Origin of the sequence: Methanobrevibacter ruminantium (genome assembly GCF_016294135.1) — an archaeon.
GTDB classification, from domain to species: Archaea; Methanobacteriota; Methanobacteria; order Methanobacteriales; family Methanobacteriaceae; genus Methanobrevibacter; species Methanobrevibacter ruminantium_A.
On record NZ_JAEDCO010000028.1, the window covers coordinates 1 to 22,670 of the forward strand.

Below are 22,670 nucleotides of genomic sequence, written 5' to 3' on the forward strand. Positions count from 1 at the left end.
AGTACAATAAAGACTTAGAAGTACACTAAAAAAATTAGACGAGATATTACACAAATATTAAATCATTACATCACAGACATAACAATCAAATATCACCACATCTATTTTACCAACATCAAACACTAAGTTAAACTTAGGTTCTCACGAATAAATTTATGATAAAAAATGATTGATATCATATAATCATAATACATGCTACAAAGGTAGCACATCTATTAAGCAAAGCTACAACATTTACAAAAATAAAAATTAAATATTGCAAAATTTTATTATAATTAAATCTAATAAAAAAAATTTAAAAAAATCAAAAAATAATTAATATTTACTATTTATTACTAAAATAAACAAATTCAATAAAATTTTTCCTAGTTTGTTTCATATAATAAAAACTAAATTAAGATGATCTAAAATTCGATGGGTCTTCATTAGATTAAGAATTGGACGAAAGTAATGCAAATACGAGAAAATATGGAAAAGTTTATATACTATTAGTTTAAAAAGATTAAGGAAACTTTTAGAAATAATGTTAAAAATTAATTTAAATTAAAGAAAACCTACGAAAATAAGGAAATTTATTAATAATAAAGAAAAATATGGAATATTTTAGAGAAATAATAAAAAATATTGGAATATTAAAGAAAATAAGAATTTAAAATAAAAAATAAAATAAAATTATATATTATTATAATATATTAATTTTAAAAAAAAAGAAAAAAGAAAATAGATTAATTTTACAATTAATCTAATTTAATTTTAATATCCAATGCACTTGATCCTTTTTCATAAACAAAGATTGGGTTAATATCAAGTTCAGATATTTCAGGGAAGTCTAAAGTTAATCTAGCTACTCTGATAATAGCTGATTTAACAGCATCTATATCACCAGGAGCTTCTCCTCTGAAACCTTTAAGTAATCCCATTACTTTAGTGTCTTCCATTTGTTCAGCAATTTCTTCACTAGTCATTCCTTTTGCCAATTTAAATGAAACATCTTCTAAAAGGTTTACAAGAACTCCACCCATACCAAATGCAATCATTGGACCGAATTGTGCATCTCTAATCATACCAACAAGAACTTCAATTCCTGAGTCCATCATCTTTTGAACTTCAACACCATTTGGAACAATGTCTGGATGAGCTTTCTTAGCATTAGCTATGATTTCTTCATAGACTGCTTCAGCTTCTTCTTTGGATTGGATACCTACTTTTACACCACCAATATCTGATTTGTGTAAAATCTTATCAGATGCAATCTTAAGTACAACTGGGAAGTCCATCTCTTCTGCAAGCTGACCTGCTTCTGCAGCGGAAGTAGCTAATTTAATAGGAGCTGCTTCAATGCCATAAGCTTCAGCTACAGCATATGCTTCACTACCAAGCAAGGTATCTCTTTCTTCTTCTTTCACTTTAGCGAAAATAGCTTCAACTGCTTCTTTATCTACATCATCAATGTCCCCAACTGGATCATCATAATTTCTATCTTGAACAGCAGCAAATCTTGCAAGGTAATCAAATACTTTTACAGCAGTTTCAGGGAATACATAAGTAGGAATTCCATTATCTCTCAATACGCCATTAGCATTTTCAAAGGTAGGTCCACCCATATTAACTGCAATAACAGGCTTGTCGAATTCACCAGCACCTTCAACAAGTGCTTGAGCAATTCCATCAGCATCAGCAGATGCAGTAGGACAAACCATTACCACTAAACCGTCAACATCATCACTGTCCAATACAGCTTCTAAAGATTCTTTATATCTTATAACAGGAGCATCACCTAAAACATCAATAGGGTTTTTAATACTTCCCTCCTTAGGCACAGCTGCTTTTAATCTTTCATTGGTTTCTTCATCAAATTTAACAAGTTCCAATCCGTATCTTTCCATTGCATCTACGGATAAAACTCCTCCACCGCCTGCATTGGTAATGATTGCAAGGTTACGTCCAGTTGGAAGTGGACATTTGGAGAATGCTAAACCTACATCAAACAATTCATCCATAGTGGTTACTCTGAATACTCCGGATTGCTTGAATGCAGTATCAAATGCTACATCACTACCAGCTAATGCACCAGTGTGTGAAGATGCAGCTTCAGCACCAGCAGAACTTGAACCGGATTTCAAGATAATAACCGGTTTCTTATAGGATACTTTTCTTAAAGTTCTGACAAAGTCATCATCTTCAGTGATAGATTCAAGATAACAGATAACTACTGCTGTTTCATCATCATCAGATAAATATTCAATCAATTCAATTTCAGTAGTTCCAGCTTTATTTCCTAAACTGATAATTTTACTGAATCCTATTCCAGAAGTAACACTCCAATCGATAATAGCTACCATCATAGCTCCACTTTGGGAAATAAATGCAATATTTCCTGTAGGAGGCATGATTTGTGAAAATGAAGCGTTCAATAATGAGTGTGAATCTGTGATACCTAAACTGTTAGGACCAATAATATTTATGCCATATTTTTTACCAAGAGCTACAAGCTCATTTTCTCTTTCTACACCGTCTCCACCAATTTCCTTAAATCCTGCAGTGATTACAACCATGTTTTTAACACCAAATTCACCACATTCTTCAACAACTGGGTTTACTAAAACACTAGGAATAGAAATAATTACAAGGTCTGGCACTTCTGGTAAGTCAGATACATTTTTATATGCTTTTAATCCTTGAATTTCATCATCTTTAGGGTTAATAGGATAAATATTTCCTTTAAAACCATCATTAATCATATTATTTACTATAATATAACCAACTTTGCCTTCTGAGTTGGAAGCTCCAACAATAGCAACAGAGTCCGGATTGAACATCTTAGTAAGATCAGTCATAGATTTTAACTCCTTTATTTCAATTAATTTAATATTCAATGCTGATTTAAAATTATGATTTAAAATTATGATTTAAAATCATCCTTTTAAAACTTCACCAAATATATTAATTTTATTATACTATATTATTTGTAGTTCATCATATTTATAATGATAAATAATTAAGAATTATCTTAATGTTTTTAATTACTTTAAAAATCATAATATATATAATTAACTATGAAATTTATAAAAAATAATTGGAACATTCCTAATAATATAGATTATGAATTAACTTAAATTTACAAAAATATTTTAAGTATGATGGATTTTAACTATATATATTATATTTTTATAAATCTAGTATATATTATTTTATTTTATTTTTTAAGAGATAATCTAATAATTAATAACATTGAAAAAAATAGGGAAAACTAAAACCAGAATTTAAAATAATGATAAAACATTATAAATATTTTAAATAAAAGTAAAAAAAAATAAAAGAGAAAAAGAAACTAAAAAAAGAAAAGAAAAAATAAAAATGATTAAAAAAATTAATCACTTACTTCAATACCTAATGAAACAAGCTTGTCCCTGATTTCATCAGATAAATCGTATTTCTTTTCAGCTCTTAATTTTTGACGAACATCAGCAATTATATTTAATAATTCCTCTTCATCACCACTGGTTTCATCATCATTTGCAAAGAAATCAATACCTAATATTTGACTGATATCTGCAAACCAGTGCTTAATAGCTAAAAGATCATCAATGATTATCTTATCCTCATTCAAGTCTTTATTGGATCGCTTGATAAATGAGAAAATAGCTGCAATAGCTTTAGGAGTGCTGAAGTCATCATCCATACTCTTGAAGAACTCACTGACTCCCTCATTTAATGCATCATAAGAAGATTGATAGTAATCAAATTTAAGCAATTCTTCGAAAAGCTCATTTTCAGCTAAGTCGGCTAAATAAGCAATATTGTCAGAAACATTGCCTTTTTCAAACGCCTCATTAATCTTCTCATCAATAGTTTGAACATAATTCTTGATTTTAGCCACATTTCTTTCAGCTTGATGCAAGCTCACTTCACTAAAGTCTATAGGGCTTCTGTAATGAGTAGCAAGAACAAACAATCTGAATGTTTCACCGGAATACTCTTTCAATAAATCCCTAATGGTAATGAAGTTACCTAAAGATTTAGACATCTTTTCTCCAGAAACATTCAAGAAACCAGTATGCATCCAGTATTGAACTAATGGTTCCTTACCTGATACAGCTTCCATTTGAGCAATTTCAGAATCGTGGTGAGGGAATATTAAATCAAGACCTCCACCGTGAATGTCATATTGAGGTCCAAAGTACTTTTCAGTGATTGCAGTGTCTTCAATATGCCAACCAGGTCTTCCTTTACCCCATGGAGAATCCCATACAGGTTCACCTGCAAACTCTTCAGCCTCTCTGTTTTTCCATAAAGCAAAATCATTAGGGCTTTTTTTAGAACTGTCAATATCAATCCTATGAGTTTCAAGCTCTTCAATCTTACGATTAGCTAATTTACCATAATCCTTAAACTTAGCAACTTCAAAGTAAACTCCAGTTTCAGTTACATATGCAAATCCCTTATCAATCAATCTTTGGATTTGGTCTAAAATCTCTTCCATATGGTCAGTAGCTCTTGCAAAATAATTAACGCTTTTGACATTCAAAGCAGCCATATCTTCAATAAATCTCTTTTCAAATTTCTTTGCAAGCAACTTGGAGTCTACACCACTTTCTTTTGCTCTGTTAATGATTTTATCATCTATATCTGTAATATTTTGTAAGTAGAATACAGAATATCCTTTAAATTCCAAATATCTTTTAATGGTATCAAAGGAAATGTATGTTCTTCCATGCCCAATATGAGCATCATCATAAACGGTAGGGCCACAAACAAAGAGCTTGATCTTATCTTCAAATAATGTATTCAACTCTTCCTTTTCCCTTGACATAGTACTATAAATTTCCATTATATCTCCTTAAACGTTGTTAATATAAAATAAGTTTAAAATTAACTAAAAATACTATAGAATAACTATATAATTACTGAAAATGACTATAGAATCCTATAGAAGAATAATCTAAAAAATAAAATTAGTAGAAAAATCTACTAAAATTTTATAATAAATGTGCTTCAGAACCTAAACATGCCCTACAATCTTCAGGCATATGTCCTTTTTCTTTATGGATTTGACAAATGACATCTTCTGTTTTGATTCTTTTACAGATGTAACAAGTACGAGGAATAATATCTAATTTAGTTGCAGTTCCTTCATTTAAGTCATTTGCAAATTCTTGAATCAATGCTTTTACATCATCATTGAACTCAATGCCACTGCCTCTTTTGTCAGTTAAATACTGAGATACAGCAGGTTGTGTAATATCCATTAATTCAGATATCTTTTTTTGTTTCATTCCTAATTTCAATAAATCTTTTGCTAATTCAGATCGTATAGCGGGTATGATATACCATACTACCATTTCACAAGGTGGTTTCATATAATACCTCCTAATGTTAAAATATTTTATCAAATTCTTATAATTATCAAATATAAAATAATTTATTCATCATCAATATAGTTATTTAATCTATAAAACAATTTTTCATCAGCACCCTTGAACACTTCTTCAACTTCAGAATCATGGCTTAATTCAACATGTTCTATGTCGTGGAAGTGGCTTAAGATATTGACTCTTTTTTCAAGCTCTTCCTGACGTTCTAAAAGCAGATCAATAGCTGATGAAACAGGGTCTGGGAATTCGTGCTCCAAGTCCAAAACACATTTACGGTCTTCACGAATAATTCTGCTTGGCACCCCAACGGCTGTAGCCCCACTTGGAACATCCTGCAATACAACTGCTCCAGCACCTACCTTACAGGAACGGCCTAAAGTAATGTCACCTAAAACCTTTGCTCCAGAACCGATTACCACTGCATCTTCAACAGTGGGGTGCCTTTTGCCTTTGCTTAAGCTTGTTCCACCAAGAACTACTCCCTGATAAATTAAAACATCATCTCCAACAATAGTTGTTTCACCTATTACAATACCCATTCCATGGTCAATAAAGACCCTTTTGCCTATTTGCGCACCAGGGTGAATTTCTATACCTGTCAAGAATCTTGATATTTGAGAGAAGAATCTCCCCCAAAACGGCAAGCGATGAGTCCAAAGCCAATGATGCCATCTATGTAAAATAATGGCCCAAATTCCAGGATAACAAAGTAGAATCTCTAGACTGCTCCTTGCAGCAGGGTCTCTCATTTTTGCAGCTTGGAGATCATCTCTTAAATCATCAAACATATATTCACCATATCACTAAGTACTAATCAACAGCAATGATTTAACTATTGTTAATTATATTATTATATCTAATTTAATTTTATATAAACTTAACATTTGTTATAATAACAAAGTTATATTTTATCTTTTTTACTATATATACTATTTTAATCAAATGGAAATTTAAAAGAAAAAAATAAGAAAATAAAAAAATAAGAAAATAGTTTTAATTTTTTTAAAAAATTATAAAAAGAAGATTTATTTAGAATAAATCTCCAAAGATCCACTCAGTGGACAAGTATCTCTCTCCAGTATCTGGCAATATGACTACAATGGTTTTTCCTTCATTTTCAGGACGTTTAGCAAGTTCTAATCCTGCCCAAGTAGCTGCACCAGATGAAATACCAGTGAAAATACCTTCTTCTCTTGCAAGTCTTAATAAAGTAGCTCCTGCATCCTCATCTTTTACAGGAATAACCTCATCAATAAGGTCTACATCAAGCACTTCTGGAACAAATCCTGGTCCGATACCTTGGATTTTGTGAGGTCCTTTTTCACCTTTACCTAAAGTTTGAGAGGTAGCAGGTTCAACTGCAACTGCCTTAAACTCTGGTTTTAACTCTTTGATGTATTGAGCAATTCCAGTTACAGTACCACCAGTTCCAGCAGCAGACACTACAATATCCACTTTACCATCGGTATCTCTGTAGATTTCAGGACCAGTGGTTAATCTATGAATTTCAGAGTTTGCCTTGTTTTCAAATTGCTGGGGCATGAATGAATTTGGAGTGTTTTCAACAAGCTCTTTTGCCTTGGCAATAGCTCCACCCATACCTTCGCTTCCAGGGGTTAAGACGATTTCAGCACCAAATACAGCAAGCAATTTTCTTCTTTCAATAGACATTGTCTCAGGCATGGTTAAAATTAACTTATAACCTTTTGCAGCTGCTACAAAGGAAAGACCAATACCAGTGTTACCGCTTGTAGGTTCAATAATTACTGAATCCTCTTTAAGCAATCCTTCTTTTTCTGCAGTTTCAATTAAGTTCACTGCAATACGATCTTTAATGCTGCTTACAGGATTGAAAGATTCCACTTTTACAAGCACATCCGCATTCAATCCTTCTGTCAATCTATTTAATCTTACAAGAGGTGTGTTACCAATAGCTTCAGTCATATCATTAGCTATACCTCTTTTCAATTCAGGAATGTTTACCATAATTATCACATCATAAAATTCAATTTGTTAAAATAATTTTTAAAAAGTCTATTATTAAAGAATATAAAAAATAAAATCTTTGCTTAAATCCCTTCTAATAACCAATCTTTAGTATTTAATATATTAATTTAATAACTTATTTTATTTATAATTTTAATTTGACATTCAAAAATTCAAATCAAAACTATAAAATTACAACAAAAGTTAAAAATATAACAATTGTTATATAATAATTAATAAATGATGATATATAAATATTTCTATAGAAAACTAAAATTTCATCAAAAATTAAAGAAAATAAATAATTAATATTAAAATCAATTATAAGATTATATTATTTTAACCATTATATTAAAAAAGATGATAAAATGACTCTCTTTAAATACATTATTAATCCAAGCCCAATTGGAGAGATAACAATAATCTGGAGGAAAAAACCTAAATTCCAAATTGAAGAGATTATCCTCTCAAAACCAGATAAAAGCTCATCACGAATAGCTGAAGAAAAATATGAGCAAGAAGACAAATTGCCAATCAATAAGAAATCAAAACAATTGAATAATGTATTGAAAGAATTAGATAATTACTTCCAAGAAAAGGACGCTAGATTTTCACTTGAATATCTTAATTTAGACAAATTTACTCCATTCCAGAGAAAAGTATTGGAAACTGAGTTCAAGACAAAAAAAGGAACCATAAACACCTATAAAGATCTTGCAAAAGCCGCTGGAAGTCCGAAGGCATACAGATCAGTAGGCACAGCACTTTCGAAAAATCCATACCCTATAATCATACCCTGCCACAGAACCGTAAAATCAGACAGAACCATTGGAGGATTCGGTGGTGTTGCAGAAGGACTTGAATCTAAAAAAATACTTCTTGAATTAGATGGATTGATGATTCAAGATAAAAAAGTGGTTGGTGACAGCCCTATAATTGCACTTGATAAAACAAGTCAGACAAAGTTAGTTTAAAATTAGAAATAAAAAATGATAAGTTTAAAAATAAGTAAAAAAAAGTTAAAATAAAAAAATATTTATTCTAATTTACTTACATCATATTCACAAAGGTCTGTAAGTGGACATTTATCACATTGAGGACCAATCGGTCTGCAAATGGTCTGACCAAACTGAACCATCAAATCATTTAAATCCACCCAAAGCTCCTTAGGGACCTTTTCCATTAAGACAATTTCAGTCTCTTCAGGTTCCTTTGTATCAGCAATTCCCCACCTATTAGAGATTCTGTGAACATGAGTGTCTACAGGAATAGCTGCATCCTGGAATGCAAATACAATTACACAATTAGCTGTTTTTCTACCTACACCTGGAAGCTTTAGCATTTCATCCATTTCCCTTGGAACTTCACCACCATATTGATCAATCAATATTCTTGAAACTTCCAATATACGGGCTGCCTTTACCCTATAGAATCCTGCAGGCCTAATCAATTCCTGCACATGGTCCACTGGAGCATCAGCAACTGCATAAATATCAGGATAAACATCAAACAATGCATTTGCAGCTTGATCTGTATTTTCATCCCTTGTCCTTTGAGATAGGATAGTTCTAATCAATACTTTATAAGGGTCATGATCATGGAAAGTACGGATAGTGTAGATTTCATTCAATCTTTTAAAGATTTCTCTTATTCTCTCTTCATCATTCATGTTATAATCTCCAAAATACCAAATCATAAAGTTATTTTAATTCCATTTCAATGCCAATTTCACCCATAAGCTCTATGAAATTAGGGAATGATACATCGAAGCATTCACCATTCTCCACTTCAACATCATGCTTCAATCCAAGCAATGAAAATGCCATAGCCAATCTATGGTCATTATGGGACTCAACTGTTCCATCACCAATGGTTTGGCCATAAATAGTCATTCCATCCTCAAACTCTTCAAGTTTGCATCCTAACTTCTCAAGCTCTCTGCATGTGGTGTCGATTCTATCAGTTTCCTTTAATCTTCCATGCTTGACGCCAGTGATTGTGGTTTTTCCTTCTGCCACTGCTCCAAGAACTGCTACAGTAAGCAATAAATCCGGCGCATTTGAGAGGTTTACATCAATTCCCTTAAGATTTCCATCGGATCTGAGTGAAGCGTAATCATCAAATTGAGTTACATTAGCGCCCATTTCCTCTAAAATATCTAAGATGAACTTATCTCCTTGTTTGGAATCGGCGAATAGATTTTCAACTCTCACATAACCTCCAGCAATAGCTGTAGCTGCAAGCAAATATGAAGCAGAGGAGAAATCCCCTTCAACAATATAATCGCTAGCAATGTACTTTTGTGGCTTTACATTAAACTTTACCCCTAAGCAATCAGTATGCTCTTTCTTGCAGGTTTCATGGATTTGATAAGTATCCTCACCAATAGCTATACCGAATTTTTCTAAAATAGAGATTGTCATATCCACATAAGGCTTTGATACGAATTCTGGATAAACTTCAAGTTCCACTCCTTTTTTAGATAATGGGGCAGAAATAAGAATTGATGATATGAATTGGGAACTGAAACTTCCCAAAATATCCGCTTCTCCCCCATCATATCCGGGATAAATCTTAAGAGGAGCATTATTATTGTCATTCAATGATTCTATCCTAACACCTAAATCTTCTAAAGCGTCAATCAATGCACCCATAGGCCTTGATTTGAGAGAATCATCACCTGTAAATATCACTTCATTGTCAGATAATGCAGCCACACTTGTCATAATCCTAAGTGTAGTGCCTGAATTAGCGAGATCAATCATGTCTTCAGAAGGATTTTCGCTAATATTATGTAATTTACCGCCAGTACCAAAAACCTCCAAATAGTCCACAGTTTGACTTTTATCTCCTTTTAAGATGATTTCTTTCTTCCTATCAATTTTAGCGCCAAGAGCTTCACATGCCCTTATGGTTGATAATACATCTTCAGAGTAAAGCACATCAAATAGCTTGGATTTCCCTTCAGCAAGTGATGCAAGAATAACTGCCCTATGGCTATAACTTTTAGAAGAAGGAGCTTTAACGGTTCCATTAATTTTAGAAAAGTTTTTTATTTTAAGATTCATTTAATACATCCTTTGATTAATTAAATAAAATTAATCTATTTTTCGATATAATTATCTATTAAACTATTAGATTAAAATTAATAATAAACTTATCTAAAATCGAAAAAAAATAAAGAGTCTAGAAATAAAAAAAGAAAATGAAAAATAGAAGAATAACTAAATAAAAAAAGAAAAAGTTTTGATCAAACTTTTTCTAAAAGTTTGTCTAAAACTCAATGAAATACCTTAAGACAGTGAATACACCAAGTGCTAAACTTATTGTAAACCCTACAAAACCAAGTACTGGCATTTCATAGAATCTAGGCCCTACATCAATCAGCATTACAAGTGAAGAACCGATTAAAAGTGCAGCAATAATAATAGCCAGAGAAAGCTGGTTTGCTATTTCACTAATATGCTTTACTTCGATATTTACAGTCACTTCCCCTTCTTCTATCTTATATATTGTTTTTGAAATAAGACTTGGCAATGCCCTAATGACATGTTCAAAGGCAAAAAAGCTGTTTTTTGCATTGCTTGCCATTTTTAGAGGATTGTATCTTTGAACCATCAACTTGCGAGCAAATGGCTTAAGAAGAGCTACAAGAATATCTGGGTCTAATCTCAAACCTGTATTTTCGACCATTGACAATCCTCTAGCCATTAAGACAAAGTCATTTGGCCCTCTTACATCAAATTTCTGCATTAAGAAGAGCAAGTCCTCAATAATACCGTTGAAACGACTGAGCTCTACACCATAATACTTTGCAAATAAATCATTAAGGTCGCTTTTTAAAATGTTGATGTCTGTTTTTCTCATTTAAAATATCCATACGAATTAGCTGATTTATCAAGCCATCAATATTACGGTCTGAGAAATAGATCATCAATTCAGCCAAATCTTGCCTAAACTCCTCATCAAGAGAGCCCATCATTCCAAAATCAATATAACATATCGCATTGTCCTCAGTTACAAAGATATTGCCTGGATGTGGGTCTGCATGGAAAAAACCGTCAATGGAAAGCTGCTGGAAATAGGAACGAACTATCCTATCTGCAATGAGTATCTTATTGTATTTTGGGTCATCACCAGCTATGACTTCAGATAATTTAATGCCGTCAACATATTCCATAGTCAAAACTTTTTCAGTTGAATAATCCGGAATGTGGTTGGAACGATTATCTTATCATTATATTTGAAATTGTCATTCAAATGTCTGATATTCATCAATTCATTGTCAAAATCAATTTCCTTATGAATGGATCTGTCAAATTCATGAAGAACAGCAGGAAGATTTAGATGCTTGATACTAGTATTGAATCTATCGGATTCATTTGCAATGAATTTCATTATGCTTAAATCTGTTTCAACTATTTCCTCAACATTTGCTTTTTGAACCTTTACAGCCACTCGCTCACCTGTAGGCAATTTAGCCTCATGGACTTGAGCAATAGAAGCCGTTGCAAGTGGTTTTTTTTGAAAATTCAGCAAAGAGTTCTCCCATATTTCCTCCAAGTTGTGTTTCAATCATTTCCTTAATCTCTTCATAAATTACTGGAGGATTATCATCATGCAGCTGTGAAAGCTCTTCACTTATTCTTTCACCAACCAAATCTGGCCTTGAAGCAAGCAATTGACCAAATTTAATGAATGTTGTTCCAAGCTCTTGAAGCATTAATCGCAATCTTTCTGGAAAGTCATCCTTCAATAACTCCTTATTATCAGCATCACTTCTAAATGGACTAATCTTATTACGAGTAGTTTGACCTAAAACCTTATCAAAATCGTATTTCCTAAAGATTTTTATAATCTCATCAAAACGTGATAATGTTCTTCTTTGCATGATTACCACCTTTTAAAATTAGATGCATGTTATTTATTATTTGTTTATACAAAATGTTTTTTATTGAATTTAAGTTCAATGATATTATGAATTATTTGAATAAAATTATAATTAAATTTATCTAAAAATATTAAAAAGATAAAAAAATTTTAAAAAATTATATGAAATTATTAAAAAAATAAAAATATCTAAAAAACTAAAAAATCAATTATTTCACTAAATCAAGAGCAAGTTGGTCTCTTTCTCCATCAAAGTATTTTTCCAACACTGAAGAGAATACATCATTGTCACTGACCAATTCAAATAAGGTCATGGAACTTCTTAATTTTTTGCTATCTGTATGACCGAATATCTCTACAGGATCATTGGTTTCCAATTTCAATAATTCATTGAATATGCCAATAAGATTGTTTGCCAAATATTCATTTTCCATATATTCCCTTGCCTCTTCCAAGTCATCAATACCATAATATTTAGCTGTAGAGCTTCTCCCTAAACCCTTGATTTGAGGAAATATATACCACATATAATGATTTCTTTTCTTACCATTGATGATTTCCCTAAAAGCCATACCATAATCTTCTTTTTGTGCATCTATAAACCTTTCAACACTCATATTATCCCCATTTTATTTGTTAAGATTCCATTTGAAAATGAATAGAAATAAAAATAAAAAATGAAAAAGAAAGAGAAAGAGAAAAGAGAAAAATTATAAAAAGAATTTGAAATTATACAAACTTATTCTCAAATTCAATTAAAACATCTAAAAGATCATCAGATAATCTATTAATTGTTTTAGCGTGGATATCATTTGGAACTTCCCAGTATGCAGATGCAATTCCTCCTGCAATAGCTGCCATGGTATCCGCATCTCCACCTAATGAAATGCAATTTCTAATTGTATCCTCATAATCCTTAGCTTCTAAAAAGCAAATGATAGACTCTGGAACAGAACCTTGACATGAAACATCGAACTTATAGTAAGGCCTTATTTCATCAACTGTCCTATCTAAATCATAATCATATCTTATTTCAATATGGTCTCTGATTTCCTCTTTTGATGAGCCGAGCCTTGCCAAATAGATAGCATCTGCAGTGGCTAATGCACCCTTAATTCCTTCAGGATGATTATGGGTTACTTCCGCAGAAATCCTTGCCAATCTTTGAACTTCTTCCAATGAATCTCCAACCCATGCAACAGGAGAAACCCTCATTGCTGAACCATTTCCCCAACTATTATAAGGCTCTGGATTTTCAGTTCTTAGCCAATTGTTGAACATTCTGCCATATCCCCCTTTAGGATACCTATGTCCAAAGATTTGCAGTTGCTTAACCAATTCCTCTTTTGAATTCTTATCATTGAGTAGCCATTGAGCTACAGCAAGCGTCATGATTGAATCATCTGTAAATGAAGATTTTTTATTAAAAAGAGAGAATTCCTTAATCTTAATCGGATGGAATTCATAAACTGATCCGATAATATCTCCAGCGATTGCGCCAATAATTCCTTCCATATTTTACCCCCATATTATTATATACTATAATTATGAACTCCGTTACTTATAAAAATATCTAATAAGTATCAAAAGTATCAAAAAAGTATCTGAAATAATATTATCCAGAAAGCAATTTTTATAAAGATTATTATTAATAGTATTTAATAAGAAGGTGGAAAGATGAAAACTATTGTAATCAATGCAGATCCTAAAATTAAACAGGAAATAGGAAAACTATTGAAATCCGCAGCTAAAGGTGCAGAATCTGTAGGGAGTGAAGTTGAATACTTTGATTTATACAAAATAAATATGCGAGGTTGCATGATCTGTTCAATCTGCAAAAAGAAAAATAAGGAAAGCTTCAAATGTTACTGGAAAGATGATTTATCCCCGATAATTGAAAAGATTCTTAATGCAGATACACTTTTAATAGGTTCCCAAATATTCTTCAATTAACCAACTAGCCATTATAGGGCTTTAGTTGGAAGACTTATATATTGTATTGTTTCATATGATAGAAATTGCTATTACAAAGGAAAAGTCAATGTAGGTATCCTCTATAGCATTATCTCTCCAAAAAAGCATTTTGAAAAAAAAAATGTTCGTCCAAATCTCAAATCAACAGAAGACCTGTTTAAAATGTTAAATGGAAAAGTTAAAATTTATGAATCATACAAAGGAATGACAAGCAAGAAAAAGAGCGAAGATGAAATAAAAGAGATGGAAAAACAATTTGAAATTGATTTAAAAAATGCATTTGAAATAGGTGCTGAATTAAGTAAAAAATAGAAAAAATAATTTATATAGTTTTTTAACTTATAAAAATTTTAATAAAAAAAGATTTTACATGAAAAGTATTAAACTTTTCATGAAATAAATTTTAAAAATACTTTAAAAGTAATTATCTGATTACTTCTACGATAACGCCAAGCTTTTCAGATTGCAATATGTCAACTTTCTTACCACTTGCACCGACGATTTCCTTTTTCATCTTTAGGAAATCTTCAGTGATTACACCATCAGCAATAGCTATTTCACCATTTTCAGCTAATTGTTTAGCTATTTCATCAGGATCAGTTGACTTGATGAATCCTATAACTTGACCAGCATTCTTCTTAAAGGTTGGTCCAATCTTACTCATGTCAGGTTCAATTTCAATTACCTTCTCATGAACTTCAGGTTTACCTGTGGTAACTTGGAAGTTTTGGAGTTTTAAAGTTCCTTTAATGTCATCTGCAAAGTATTCAAATACATCTTTCAAGTCTTCTGTCTTTTCATTCAAGTAAACAGTTGCACTTTCCACATCTGCATTCAATGGGATTTTGGAAGCAGATTTGAATCTTCTGACTTCACCAATGAGTTCAATAGCTAAGTCCCCATCCTCTTCCACTTGAGTGGAATCTAATTTAGGGTCGATTTCAGGCCAAAGCTCATTGTGAATGCTGCCTTCATGGCCAAAGTATTGGTAAACCTCTTCTGCAAAGAAGGGTGCAATCGGAGCGAGCAATTTTAAAGTGTCTTCAATTACAGTTCTAAGAGTGTATTTTGCTGCAATTCTTGACTCTTCACTAATGTCATCATTGTATAATCTGTATTTTACCGCTTCAATGTATTCATCACAGAAATCATGCCATACGAACTGTTCAATTGTATTGACAGCAATGCTGTAATTATAATCATAAAATGCTTCATCTACGATTTTATTGACTTTATTGAGTTTTGCAAAAATCCAAGTATCCATTGGATTCAAGTTTGCTTTAATAGCTTCAATATCTCCACTTAAAGCCTTTTCAGATTCTTCATCGAAGATGTGCATACTGATAAATCTGAATGCATTCCAGAATTTTCTAATGAATTTATAACCATGCTTGATGTTTTTCCAATCAAATGCAACATCAGAACCAGGAACACTGTTAGCAGCCCATAATCTTAAAGGATCTGCACCATATTCTGCAATAACCTCTTCAGGACCAGTTACATTTCCACGGGATTTACTCATTTTGTAACCGTCTTCACCGAATACCATACCGTTGATTACAATGTCATCAAATGGTTTCTGACCGGTTAATGCTAAACATCTGAGAGTTGTATAGAATGCCCAAGTCCTAATGATATCGTGTCCTTGTGGACGAATGCTTGATGGGAAAATGTCTTCCCAACCAGGATTTGGCCAGTTTGCAACAGAGAGTGGAGAAATTGAACTGTCCATCCAAGTATCCAATACATCCTCTTCTCCAATGAATTCAGTGCATCCACATTCACATGCATGTTTTGGTTTGTCTACTGTTGGGTCTATTGGCAATTGGTCTTCATCAGGAAGGATTACCTTACCACAGTCTTTACAGTACCATACAGGAATAGGGGTTGCAAATAATCTTTGTCTTGAAATACACCAATCCCATTCCATGGAATCTGCCCAATTCAATAAACGGCTTTCCATATGTTCTGGAACCCAACGCATTTCATTTGAAGCTTTTTTACTTTCATCAATCATTTTGGTTACAGCTACAAACCATTGCTTTTTAACCAAAATCTCGATAGGAGTCTTACATCTCCAGCATTGGCCTACATTTTGGTCAACTTCTTCCTGCTTGGTTAAGTAACCTTCAGCTTTCAAGTCTTCTATGGTTTGCTTTTTAGCATCAGAAAGTTCCATACCTTCGTATCTTCCTGCAGCTTCAGTGAGTATTCCTTGTTCAGAAATAGCTTCAATTACATCCAAGTCATATTTGTTTACCCAAGCAACGTCAGTCTTATCCCCAAAAGTACAAATCATTACTGCACCAGTACCGTATTCCATATCCACCTCTTCATCGGCAATGATCTTTACCTTTTGACCGGATAAAGGAACTTCTACATACTTGCCTAATAATGAATTGTATCTTTCATCATCTGGGTGAACCACTACTGCTACACAAGCAGACATAAGCTCAGGACGAGTTGTAGCAATCAATACGCCAGGAACGCTTGCATCAGCCTTCTCTGGGAAATCAGCATATCTTACATATGAATTGCCTTCAACATTTGCAAGAACATCATCAGGAACATCTGCAGGTGGGAAATTCACATAGTTCAAGAATGTGGTGTTGTCACTGTATTCCACTTCTGCAAAAGCGATAGCTGTTTCACATCTTGGACACCAGTTTACAGGGTGAATTCCTTGATAGATCAATCCTTGATCATACATTTTCAAGAATGATAATTGGGTTCTTTTTCTGTACTGCGGAGTCATGGTAATGTATTCCCTGCTCCAATCCTGTGAGAAACCAACAGAACGCATTTGTCCTCTCATAACTTCAATGTTGTGTGTGGTGAGTTCAGTACACATATCTCTGAACTCTGCTCTTGTAACATCATTCTTTTTAATGTTATGGGTTTCTTCAACTTTTACTTCAGTAGGGAGACCATGACAGTCCCAACCTTGTGGGAACAATACATCCATACCTTTTTCTCTTCTGTATCTTGCATTGAAGTCCATATAAGCCCAGTTAAGGATGTGGCCCATATGGAGCAATCCAGTTGGATAAGGTGGTGGAGTGTCTATAATGTATCTTGGTCGGGTTCCATCACCAATAAATTTATAAACTTCATCATCTTCCCATTTTTTCTGCCATTTTTCTTCGTTTTTATGGTCATAATCTTTAGGAATTTCTTTATTTGTCAAAATATTCCTCCAAATAGAATAAATAATAAAAATAATTAATTAAAAATGTAATCTTCGAAACTTCAATTTCAAAATAAAACATTCTAATTTAATATTTATTAAAAGTATTTATTAAATATTGTTGTAAATTATAATAATTTTAGAATGGAATAATTCTTAATTTTAATCCTAAAAACAATAATTATATAATAAATAATATACATAAAGAAACACAGTATAATAAATATTATTACTGAAATTAACTTATTATTTGATTAACTAAATACGAGGTGAGAAAATGCAATTATTATGGTTTTATGTAGCTATTGCACTTGCTATAAGCGATGAAGTTCACAGCAGACTTGTTTGGGACTATGTAAGAGACTTCTACATAATATTTGGAGGAATCCTCAGCAGTGCATTAGATTCTGTAATGGAAACATGGATTGTTCATGAAGCTTTGGAAGCACTTTTCCATTTTATTTTTGTGTCTTGTGTATTCTTCTCATTAAAAGTGGGATTTTTAGCGGCTTTGATTCATTTCCTATTGGATGTAAGCCATTCAATTGCAATTAGACATATGCCAGGGTTACCTCATAGAGCATTACACTTTGTCTTTGAATCTTTATTCTTTATCGCCGTATTTGGATTATAAAGAATAAATCCTATTTTTAATTAATTATCAAAATAGAGAACTCTATGATTAATTAAAGATTAAAAAAAATTATTAGATGAAAATTAGTTAATTAATTCTAAATTAAAAATTAAACTTATAAAATATTATTAAAGAGTATTAGGAGATAATATGCCTGTAATTACATTTAAATATCAAGATTTAAAGGATTTAGGTATTGATATGGAAAAAGATGAGCTTATTGATACCTTACCTATGATGGCAAGTGATATTGAAGATTATGATGATGAGGAGATTAAAGTAGAATTCTTCCCAAATCGTCCAGATAACTTATCTGTTGAAGGAGTGTCAAGATCATTTAAAGGTTTCTTAGGAATGGAAACTGGACTTCCAAAATATGAAATCGAACCATCTGGAGAAAAGGTTTATGTAAGTCCAGAAGTTGCAGAAATCAGACCTTACATCAGATTTGCAAGGATAGAAGGAGTTGACTTCTCAGGAGACAAGATCAAATACATCATGGATTTCCAGGAAAACCTTCATTGGGTAATTGGAAGAGACCGTAAGAAAGTTGCAATTGGTGTCCATAACGCAGATGTCATAAGTGGACCATACAAATACATTGCAACACCAAAAGACGAAAATTCATTTGTTCCTCTTGAAATGGATGAGGAAATGACTCCTGATGAAATATTGAAAGATCATGCAAAAGGAGAAAAATATGCTCATTTGATTGATAAGTTCGATAAGTATCCTCTCATTATTGATAAGGATGAACAGGTATTGTCAATGCCTCCAATCATCAACGGGGAATTAACCAAACTTAAGGAAGACACAACCAACATCATTGTTGATGTAACTGGAACTGATGAGAGAGCGGTTGAGCAATCCTTAAACATTCTTTGCGCATCATTTGCTGAAGTTGGAGGAAAAGTGAAATCTATGGAAGTGATTTATGAAGACGAAACTATCATCTGCCCTGATTTCACTCCAAAAGTAAGAAATGTTCATGTTGATTTAACCAATGAATTGATTGGCGGAACCGATTTAACTGCTGAAGACATTAAAGGATTGCTTGAAAAGGCAAGATTTGATGCTAACATCATTAATGACAACGAATTGGAAGTGCTTATCCCACCTTACAGAGTTGACATACTGCACGAAGTTGATATTGTTGAAAACATTACCATCCAATACCATATCAATGCAGTTGAAGCAAAATTGCCAGATATCGTTACTGTAGCAAGTGAAGATAACTGGTTTAAAGGTGAAAAGACCATTAGAGAAGTTATGGTAGGCTTAGGCTTCCAAGAAGTAATGAGCTTAATGCTAACCAGTGAAGAAAGCCAATATGAAAAGATGAATCAGGAAGAGATTGACCATGTTCAAGTTTCCAAACCAATCACCATTAGTGGAACCATGATCAGAACCAGTCTTCTCAATAGCTTAATGGAATTCCTTGAAGACAACAAGCATGAAGACCTTCCACAAAAGATCTTTGAAATCGGTGATGTCTTATACATGGATGATAAATCCGCTAACAAGACAAGACAAGTTAAAAAATTAGCAGGTATTATTTGTCACAGCTCTGCAAACTTCACTGAAATAAAATCAACCGTTTCCAGTGTGCTTTCCAATTTAGGATACAGTATGAAAATCAGTGATTCAAAGAACACTACTTTTATTCCAGGTAGAGTTGCTGATGTCAGCGGTGAATCTAAAAACGGCAAAATAACTGGATTCTTTGGTGAAATAGCCCCTGAAGTTATTAGAAACTTTGAATTGGAATATCCAGTTATAGCATTTGAAATTGAATTCCTCTAATTGAATTCAATTTATTTTTTTCTTTTTTAATTAATTTTTTGAATTAATAATTATTTCTAAATTTTTAAACTATTTTTTAATCCTATTTTAATTCATTATCTATTTTTTCTCTTTATGTGCAGTTATGATTGTATAGCTAGAAGCATTTACAGTGATTATAATCCCATCAACAGTTACATAATAATTCTTTCCTTTACGTTCAATAACTGCATTTTCCTGTTTTATTTTATCAATGCAATACTTTACAATGTCTTCAACATCAACTTCAATGTTCCTTTTAATTCTATCTACACCCATTTCAGTTGTATGTACCTTATCAAGATTTCTTAAGAGTTCCATAATCATTCACCTATAAAAGTTAACTCAACTGTCCTATTTGATCTAGGACCCTCCAATTCAACGAAGAATATTGATTGCCAAGTTCCAAGGTCCAATCTACCATCCACTATTGGAATGGTTTCAGATGAGCCTAAGAGAAATGCTCTTATATGTGAAGCTGCATTATTGTCAATGAAATCATGTTTATAATTGTCCGTTTCCTTGACAATGTCTTTTAATGCTTCCTCAAAATCCAATAAAAGTCCCTTTTCATTTTCATTTACACGAATGGCACTTGTAGAATGCTTTGTAAATATGTTTACGATACCATTATCCATTTTATTTTCCTTATTAATCTCATTCAAAACCGCTACAACATCTCTTGTAATATCCATTATCTGAAAATTAGAACTTGAACTAATCTTTAATGATTTGCTTATTATAACCATTTAATCACCATCATAATTATATTTGAATTTAAATTAAAAAAATTTACTTATAACATTGTTAGAAATCATTTTCACAAAACTTTTATAAATGCGGAAAATAAAGAGTTAATTAAGCAAAATATTAAAAAAAAAATATGGTTTATAATACTATCTTTACAAAGTTTTTAAGAGAGTGAATAAGATGTCATTTACAGCATATATGTTGGATGTAATATCTGATACTATTTATCCGGCTAGAATCACAATAGAAGACGGTTTATTTAAAGAAGTTACCCCAATTACAGTTTCTGAAAAAGAAATTATAAATGTTGATGTAAAAGGATTAATGCTTCCAGGATTCATTGATTCCCATATTCATATTGAAAGCAGTATGATTACACCAGCACAATTTGCTAAAATTGCAGTTCGTCATGGTACTACTGGTGTTGTTTGCGATCCTCATGAAATAGCCAATGTTTTAGGAATCGAAGGGGTTGAAGCAATGATAGAAAATGCAAAGCAAGTTCCATTTAATTTTTTCTTCACGGCCCCATCCTGTGTACCTGCTACTGGATTTGAGACTTCTGGTGCTGTTTTAGATTCCTCTGATATAGAATATTTGCTTAAAAAAGATGAGATTGTGGCATTGGGAGAAATGATGAATTTCCCAGGTGTAATTAACGGCGATGAAGATGTTCATAAGAAATTGGAATTGGCAAGAAAATATGGAAAGCCAATTGATGGCCATGCACCGCTAGTAACTAGAGACGCTTTGGATAAATACCTCGCTGCAGGTATAAGTACAGACCACGAATGCAGTAATGTTATAGAAGCTCTTGAGAAAAAGATAAAAGGTATGAAAATTATGGTCCGTGATGGCTCATCAGCTATGGATATGGAAGGTCTTTTTAATATAGATGAAGGTCGTCAATCCGTTGATTTTACAGGACCTATGGGCCTTATGTTTAGAGACATATTTGAGAGAAAAATTTATTCACCTTTATTCGATTTTATAGTTAGTGATGACAAACATCCACACGATTTAATCAAAGGTCATTTGAATAAATCCATTAATAAGGCAGTTGATTTAGGAATTGATCCTATTAAAGCAATTAATATGGTAACAATCAACCCAGGATATCATTATAACCTAAATTGTGGAGCTATTGTACCTGGTGCAAACGCTGATTTTATAATTGTTGACAGCATATATGACTGTAACGTTCTAAAAACATATGTCGGTGGAAAATGTGTATTCGATGGAGAGAACGTTTTATTTGACGTTCCGGAAATCGAACCTAGAAATACAATCAATACCACTAAGAAGACTGCAAGTGACTTTGACATACATTATGACGGTGACGAATGCGAAGTCAATGTAATAGAGTGCTTTGACGGTGAACTCTTAACTAAAAAAGCAACTGCAAAGCTATATGTAAAAGATGGTATAGTGCAACCTGACATTTTTCAGGACGTCTTAAAAATTGCTGTTGTAGAACGTTATGGTGGAAACACTATTGCTAACGCATTCATTAAAGGATTTGGACTTAAGAAAGGAGCAATCGCTTCATCAGTTGCACATGACTCACATAACATAATCGTCATCGGCTATAACTCTCAAATGATGGCGGATGCAGTAAATCAAGTAATTGATGATAAAGGAGGTATTTCCGTTGTTAGTGAAGATTTCTCTGACTCATTACCTCTCCCTATTGCTGGATTGATGTCTAATGAAGATGTGAATAAGGTAGCTGAAAAATTAGGCATTTTACATAATATAGTTAAAGCATTAGGATGTCAAGTGGAAGCGCCATTCATGACAATGGCATTCATGGCATTGCTGGTAATTCCATCCATTAAAATATCCGATAAAGGATTGTTTGATGGTGATAATTTCGAATTTATGGATGTAATTATTAAATAAGATTATTCCTTTTTAATAATTCTTTTTTCTTTCTTTTTTTGAATTTTTTAAAAACTTAAACTTAAAAATTATTTCTTTTTTTTAATTCTTTTCACTTATCTTAACTTATCTTAACTTATTTTAACTTATCTTAACTTATTTTAACTTATCT

General features: G+C 32.3%; 20 protein-coding genes and 1 pseudogene. 6 read left to right on the forward strand and 15 right to left on the reverse strand.

Annotation, left to right across the window (positions count from 1 at the left end; all coding sequences use genetic code 11):
* Window positions 1–737: 737 nt before the first annotated feature.
* From acs to cysK, 5 genes are all read right to left on the reverse strand, one after another.
* On the reverse strand, window positions 738–2,837 hold the full coding sequence (gene acs, locus VW161_RS06800; RefSeq protein WP_304088595.1) for an acetate--CoA ligase alpha subunit: 2,100 nt from the start codon (window positions 2,835–2,837) through the stop codon (window positions 738–740).
* Between the two features lie 533 nt (window positions 2,838–3,370).
* A complete protein-coding gene (cysS, locus tag VW161_RS06805) occupies window positions 3,371–4,831 on the reverse strand; it encodes a cysteine--tRNA ligase (protein ID WP_304088596.1) in 1,461 nt (486 codons plus the stop codon).
* A gap of 148 nt (window positions 4,832–4,979) precedes the next feature.
* Complete coding sequence (locus tag VW161_RS06810) at window positions 4,980–5,360, reverse strand: transcriptional regulator (protein WP_304088598.1); 381 nt, start codon at window positions 5,358–5,360, stop codon at window positions 4,980–4,982.
* Between the two features lie 62 nt (window positions 5,361–5,422).
* Window positions 5,423–6,163 carry a serine O-acetyltransferase EpsC gene (epsC, locus tag VW161_RS06815; RefSeq protein WP_304088601.1) on the reverse strand — a complete coding sequence of 247 codons (741 nt, stop codon included), beginning with the start codon at window positions 6,161–6,163 and terminating at the stop codon, window positions 5,423–5,425.
* Window positions 6,164–6,404: 241 nt separating this feature from the next.
* The gene (gene cysK, locus VW161_RS06820; protein ID WP_304094462.1) at window positions 6,405–7,361 is read right to left on the reverse strand and encodes a cysteine synthase A; all 957 of its coding nucleotides are present in this window, start codon (window positions 7,359–7,361) and stop codon (window positions 6,405–6,407) included.
* Between the two features lie 368 nt (window positions 7,362–7,729).
* On the opposite strand from cysK, the gene VW161_RS06825 reads away from it, so the two are divergent.
* Window positions 7,730–8,335: a methylated-DNA--[protein]-cysteine S-methyltransferase gene (locus tag VW161_RS06825; protein WP_304094464.1), complete on the forward strand. Its 606-nt coding sequence runs from the start codon at window positions 7,730–7,732 to the stop codon at window positions 8,333–8,335.
* A gap of 62 nt (window positions 8,336–8,397) precedes the next feature.
* Here the strand turns inward: VW161_RS06825 and VW161_RS06830 are convergent, their stop codons facing one another.
* From VW161_RS06830 to VW161_RS06865, 7 genes and pseudogenes are all read right to left on the reverse strand, one after another.
* Window positions 8,398–9,030, reverse strand: a complete 633-nt coding sequence (locus VW161_RS06830; RefSeq protein ID WP_304088609.1) for an endonuclease III domain-containing protein — start codon at window positions 9,028–9,030, stop codon at window positions 8,398–8,400.
* A gap of 31 nt (window positions 9,031–9,061) precedes the next feature.
* Window positions 9,062–10,429, reverse strand: coding sequence for a 3-phosphoshikimate 1-carboxyvinyltransferase (gene aroA / locus VW161_RS06835; RefSeq protein ID WP_325192828.1), 1,368 nt, complete (start codon window positions 10,427–10,429; stop codon window positions 9,062–9,064).
* Window positions 10,430–10,634: 205 nt separating this feature from the next.
* Window positions 10,635–11,228: a hypothetical protein gene (locus VW161_RS06840; RefSeq protein ID WP_325192829.1), complete on the reverse strand. Its 594-nt coding sequence runs from the start codon at window positions 11,226–11,228 to the stop codon at window positions 10,635–10,637.
* Window positions 11,188–11,936 (reverse strand): annotated as a pseudogene (locus tag VW161_RS08920) (AarF/ABC1/UbiB kinase family protein). Before VW161_RS08920 ends, VW161_RS06840 begins: the two are co-directional and overlap by 41 nt.
* Window positions 11,845–12,252, reverse strand: coding sequence for a hypothetical protein (locus VW161_RS06855; protein ID WP_325192830.1), 408 nt, complete (start codon window positions 12,250–12,252; stop codon window positions 11,845–11,847). Before VW161_RS06855 ends, VW161_RS08920 begins: the two are co-directional and overlap by 92 nt.
* Window positions 12,253–12,460: 208 nt before the next feature.
* Window positions 12,461–12,868, reverse strand: coding sequence for a DUF1810 domain-containing protein (locus tag VW161_RS06860; protein ID WP_304088828.1), 408 nt, complete (start codon window positions 12,866–12,868; stop codon window positions 12,461–12,463).
* A gap of 112 nt (window positions 12,869–12,980) precedes the next feature.
* On the reverse strand, window positions 12,981–13,766 hold the full coding sequence (locus VW161_RS06865) for an ADP-ribosylglycohydrolase family protein (RefSeq protein WP_304088831.1): 786 nt from the start codon (window positions 13,764–13,766) through the stop codon (window positions 12,981–12,983).
* A 162-nt stretch (window positions 13,767–13,928) separates the two neighbouring features.
* Between VW161_RS06865 and VW161_RS06870 the strand changes: the two genes are divergently transcribed.
* Together VW161_RS06870 and VW161_RS06875 are read left to right on the forward strand one after the other, a co-directional pair.
* Window positions 13,929–14,204 carry a flavodoxin family protein gene (locus tag VW161_RS06870; protein ID WP_304105097.1) on the forward strand — a complete coding sequence of 92 codons (276 nt, stop codon included), beginning with the start codon at window positions 13,929–13,931 and terminating at the stop codon, window positions 14,202–14,204.
* Window positions 14,205–14,387: 183 nt separating this feature from the next.
* Window positions 14,388–14,537 carry a hypothetical protein gene (locus VW161_RS06875; RefSeq protein ID WP_304088837.1) on the forward strand — a complete coding sequence of 50 codons (150 nt, stop codon included), beginning with the start codon at window positions 14,388–14,390 and terminating at the stop codon, window positions 14,535–14,537.
* A 112-nt stretch (window positions 14,538–14,649) separates the two neighbouring features.
* Here the strand turns inward: VW161_RS06875 and VW161_RS06880 are convergent, their stop codons facing one another.
* Window positions 14,650–17,412, reverse strand: a complete 2,763-nt coding sequence (locus VW161_RS06880) for a valine--tRNA ligase (RefSeq protein ID WP_325192831.1) — start codon at window positions 17,410–17,412, stop codon at window positions 14,650–14,652.
* A gap of 277 nt (window positions 17,413–17,689) precedes the next feature.
* Between VW161_RS06880 and VW161_RS06885 the strand changes: the two genes are divergently transcribed.
* Window positions 17,690–18,046 carry a hypothetical protein gene (locus VW161_RS06885; RefSeq protein ID WP_304088843.1) on the forward strand — a complete coding sequence of 119 codons (357 nt, stop codon included), beginning with the start codon at window positions 17,690–17,692 and terminating at the stop codon, window positions 18,044–18,046.
* A 150-nt stretch (window positions 18,047–18,196) separates the two neighbouring features.
* Window positions 18,197–19,849 carry a phenylalanine--tRNA ligase subunit beta gene (pheT, locus tag VW161_RS06890; RefSeq protein ID WP_304102946.1) on the forward strand — a complete coding sequence of 551 codons (1,653 nt, stop codon included), beginning with the start codon at window positions 18,197–18,199 and terminating at the stop codon, window positions 19,847–19,849.
* Between the two features lie 99 nt (window positions 19,850–19,948).
* On the opposite strand, the gene VW161_RS06895 is transcribed toward pheT, so the two are convergent.
* Together VW161_RS06895 and VW161_RS06900 are read right to left on the reverse strand one after the other, a co-directional pair.
* On the reverse strand, window positions 19,949–20,188 hold the full coding sequence (locus VW161_RS06895; protein WP_304088849.1) for a DUF3781 domain-containing protein: 240 nt from the start codon (window positions 20,186–20,188) through the stop codon (window positions 19,949–19,951).
* Between the two features lie 2 nt (window positions 20,189–20,190).
* Window positions 20,191–20,616 (reverse strand): secondary thiamine-phosphate synthase enzyme YjbQ, encoded by a 426-nt coding sequence (locus tag VW161_RS06900; protein ID WP_304093990.1) that lies wholly within the window; start codon window positions 20,614–20,616, stop codon window positions 20,191–20,193.
* Window positions 20,617–20,797: 181 nt separating this feature from the next.
* Here VW161_RS06900 and ade point away from each other — a divergent pair, with 181 nt between their 5' ends.
* The gene (ade, locus tag VW161_RS06905) at window positions 20,798–22,519 is read left to right on the forward strand and encodes an adenine deaminase (RefSeq protein WP_325192832.1); all 1,722 of its coding nucleotides are present in this window, start codon (window positions 20,798–20,800) and stop codon (window positions 22,517–22,519) included.
* The last annotated feature ends 151 nt before the right edge of the window (window positions 22,520–22,670 follow it).

Bases quoted from the DNA above. Each gene is read 5' to 3' on its own strand.
- VW161_RS06865 (WP_304088831.1), bottom strand. From the start codon at position 13,766: ATGGAAGGAATTATTGGCGCAATCGCTGGAGATATTATCGGATCAGTT.
- VW161_RS06870 (WP_304105097.1), top strand. From the start codon at position 13,929: ATGAAAACTATTGTAATCAATGCAGATCCTAAAATTAAACAGGAAATA.
- ade (WP_325192832.1), top strand. From the start codon at position 20,798: ATGTCATTTACAGCATATATGTTGGATGTAATATCTGATACTATTTAT.
- VW161_RS06830 (WP_304088609.1), bottom strand. From the start codon at position 9,030: ATGAATGATGAAGAGAGAATAAGAGAAATCTTTAAAAGATTGAATGAA.
- VW161_RS06875 (WP_304088837.1), top strand. From the start codon at position 14,388: ATGTTAAATGGAAAAGTTAAAATTTATGAATCATACAAAGGAATGACA.
- cysK (WP_304094462.1), bottom strand. From the start codon at position 7,361: ATGGTAAACATTCCTGAATTGAAAAGAGGTATAGCTAATGATATGACT.
- VW161_RS06840 (WP_325192829.1), bottom strand. From the start codon at position 11,228: ATGAGAAAAACAGACATCAACATTTTAAAAAGCGACCTTAATGATTTA.
- VW161_RS06810 (WP_304088598.1), bottom strand. From the start codon at position 5,360: ATGAAACCACCTTGTGAAATGGTAGTATGGTATATCATACCCGCTATA.
- cysS (WP_304088596.1), bottom strand. From the start codon at position 4,831: ATGGAAATTTATAGTACTATGTCAAGGGAAAAGGAAGAGTTGAATACA.
- epsC (WP_304088601.1), bottom strand. From the start codon at position 6,163: ATGTTTGATGATTTAAGAGATGATCTCCAAGCTGCAAAAATGAGAGAC.
- VW161_RS06860 (WP_304088828.1), bottom strand. From the start codon at position 12,868: ATGAGTGTTGAAAGGTTTATAGATGCACAAAAAGAAGATTATGGTATG.
- VW161_RS06895 (WP_304088849.1), bottom strand. From the start codon at position 20,188: ATGGAACTCTTAAGAAATCTTGATAAGGTACATACAACTGAAATGGGT.
- VW161_RS06855 (WP_325192830.1), bottom strand. From the start codon at position 12,252: ATGCAAAGAAGAACATTATCACGTTTTGATGAGATTATAAAAATCTTT.
- pheT (WP_304102946.1), top strand. From the start codon at position 18,197: ATGCCTGTAATTACATTTAAATATCAAGATTTAAAGGATTTAGGTATT.
- aroA (WP_325192828.1), bottom strand. From the start codon at position 10,429: ATGAATCTTAAAATAAAAAACTTTTCTAAAATTAATGGAACCGTTAAA.
- VW161_RS06825 (WP_304094464.1), top strand. From the start codon at position 7,730: ATGACTCTCTTTAAATACATTATTAATCCAAGCCCAATTGGAGAGATA.
- VW161_RS06885 (WP_304088843.1), top strand. From the start codon at position 17,690: ATGCAATTATTATGGTTTTATGTAGCTATTGCACTTGCTATAAGCGAT.
- VW161_RS06900 (WP_304093990.1), bottom strand. From the start codon at position 20,616: ATGGTTATAATAAGCAAATCATTAAAGATTAGTTCAAGTTCTAATTTT.
- acs (WP_304088595.1), bottom strand. From the start codon at position 2,837: ATGACTGATCTTACTAAGATGTTCAATCCGGACTCTGTTGCTATTGTT.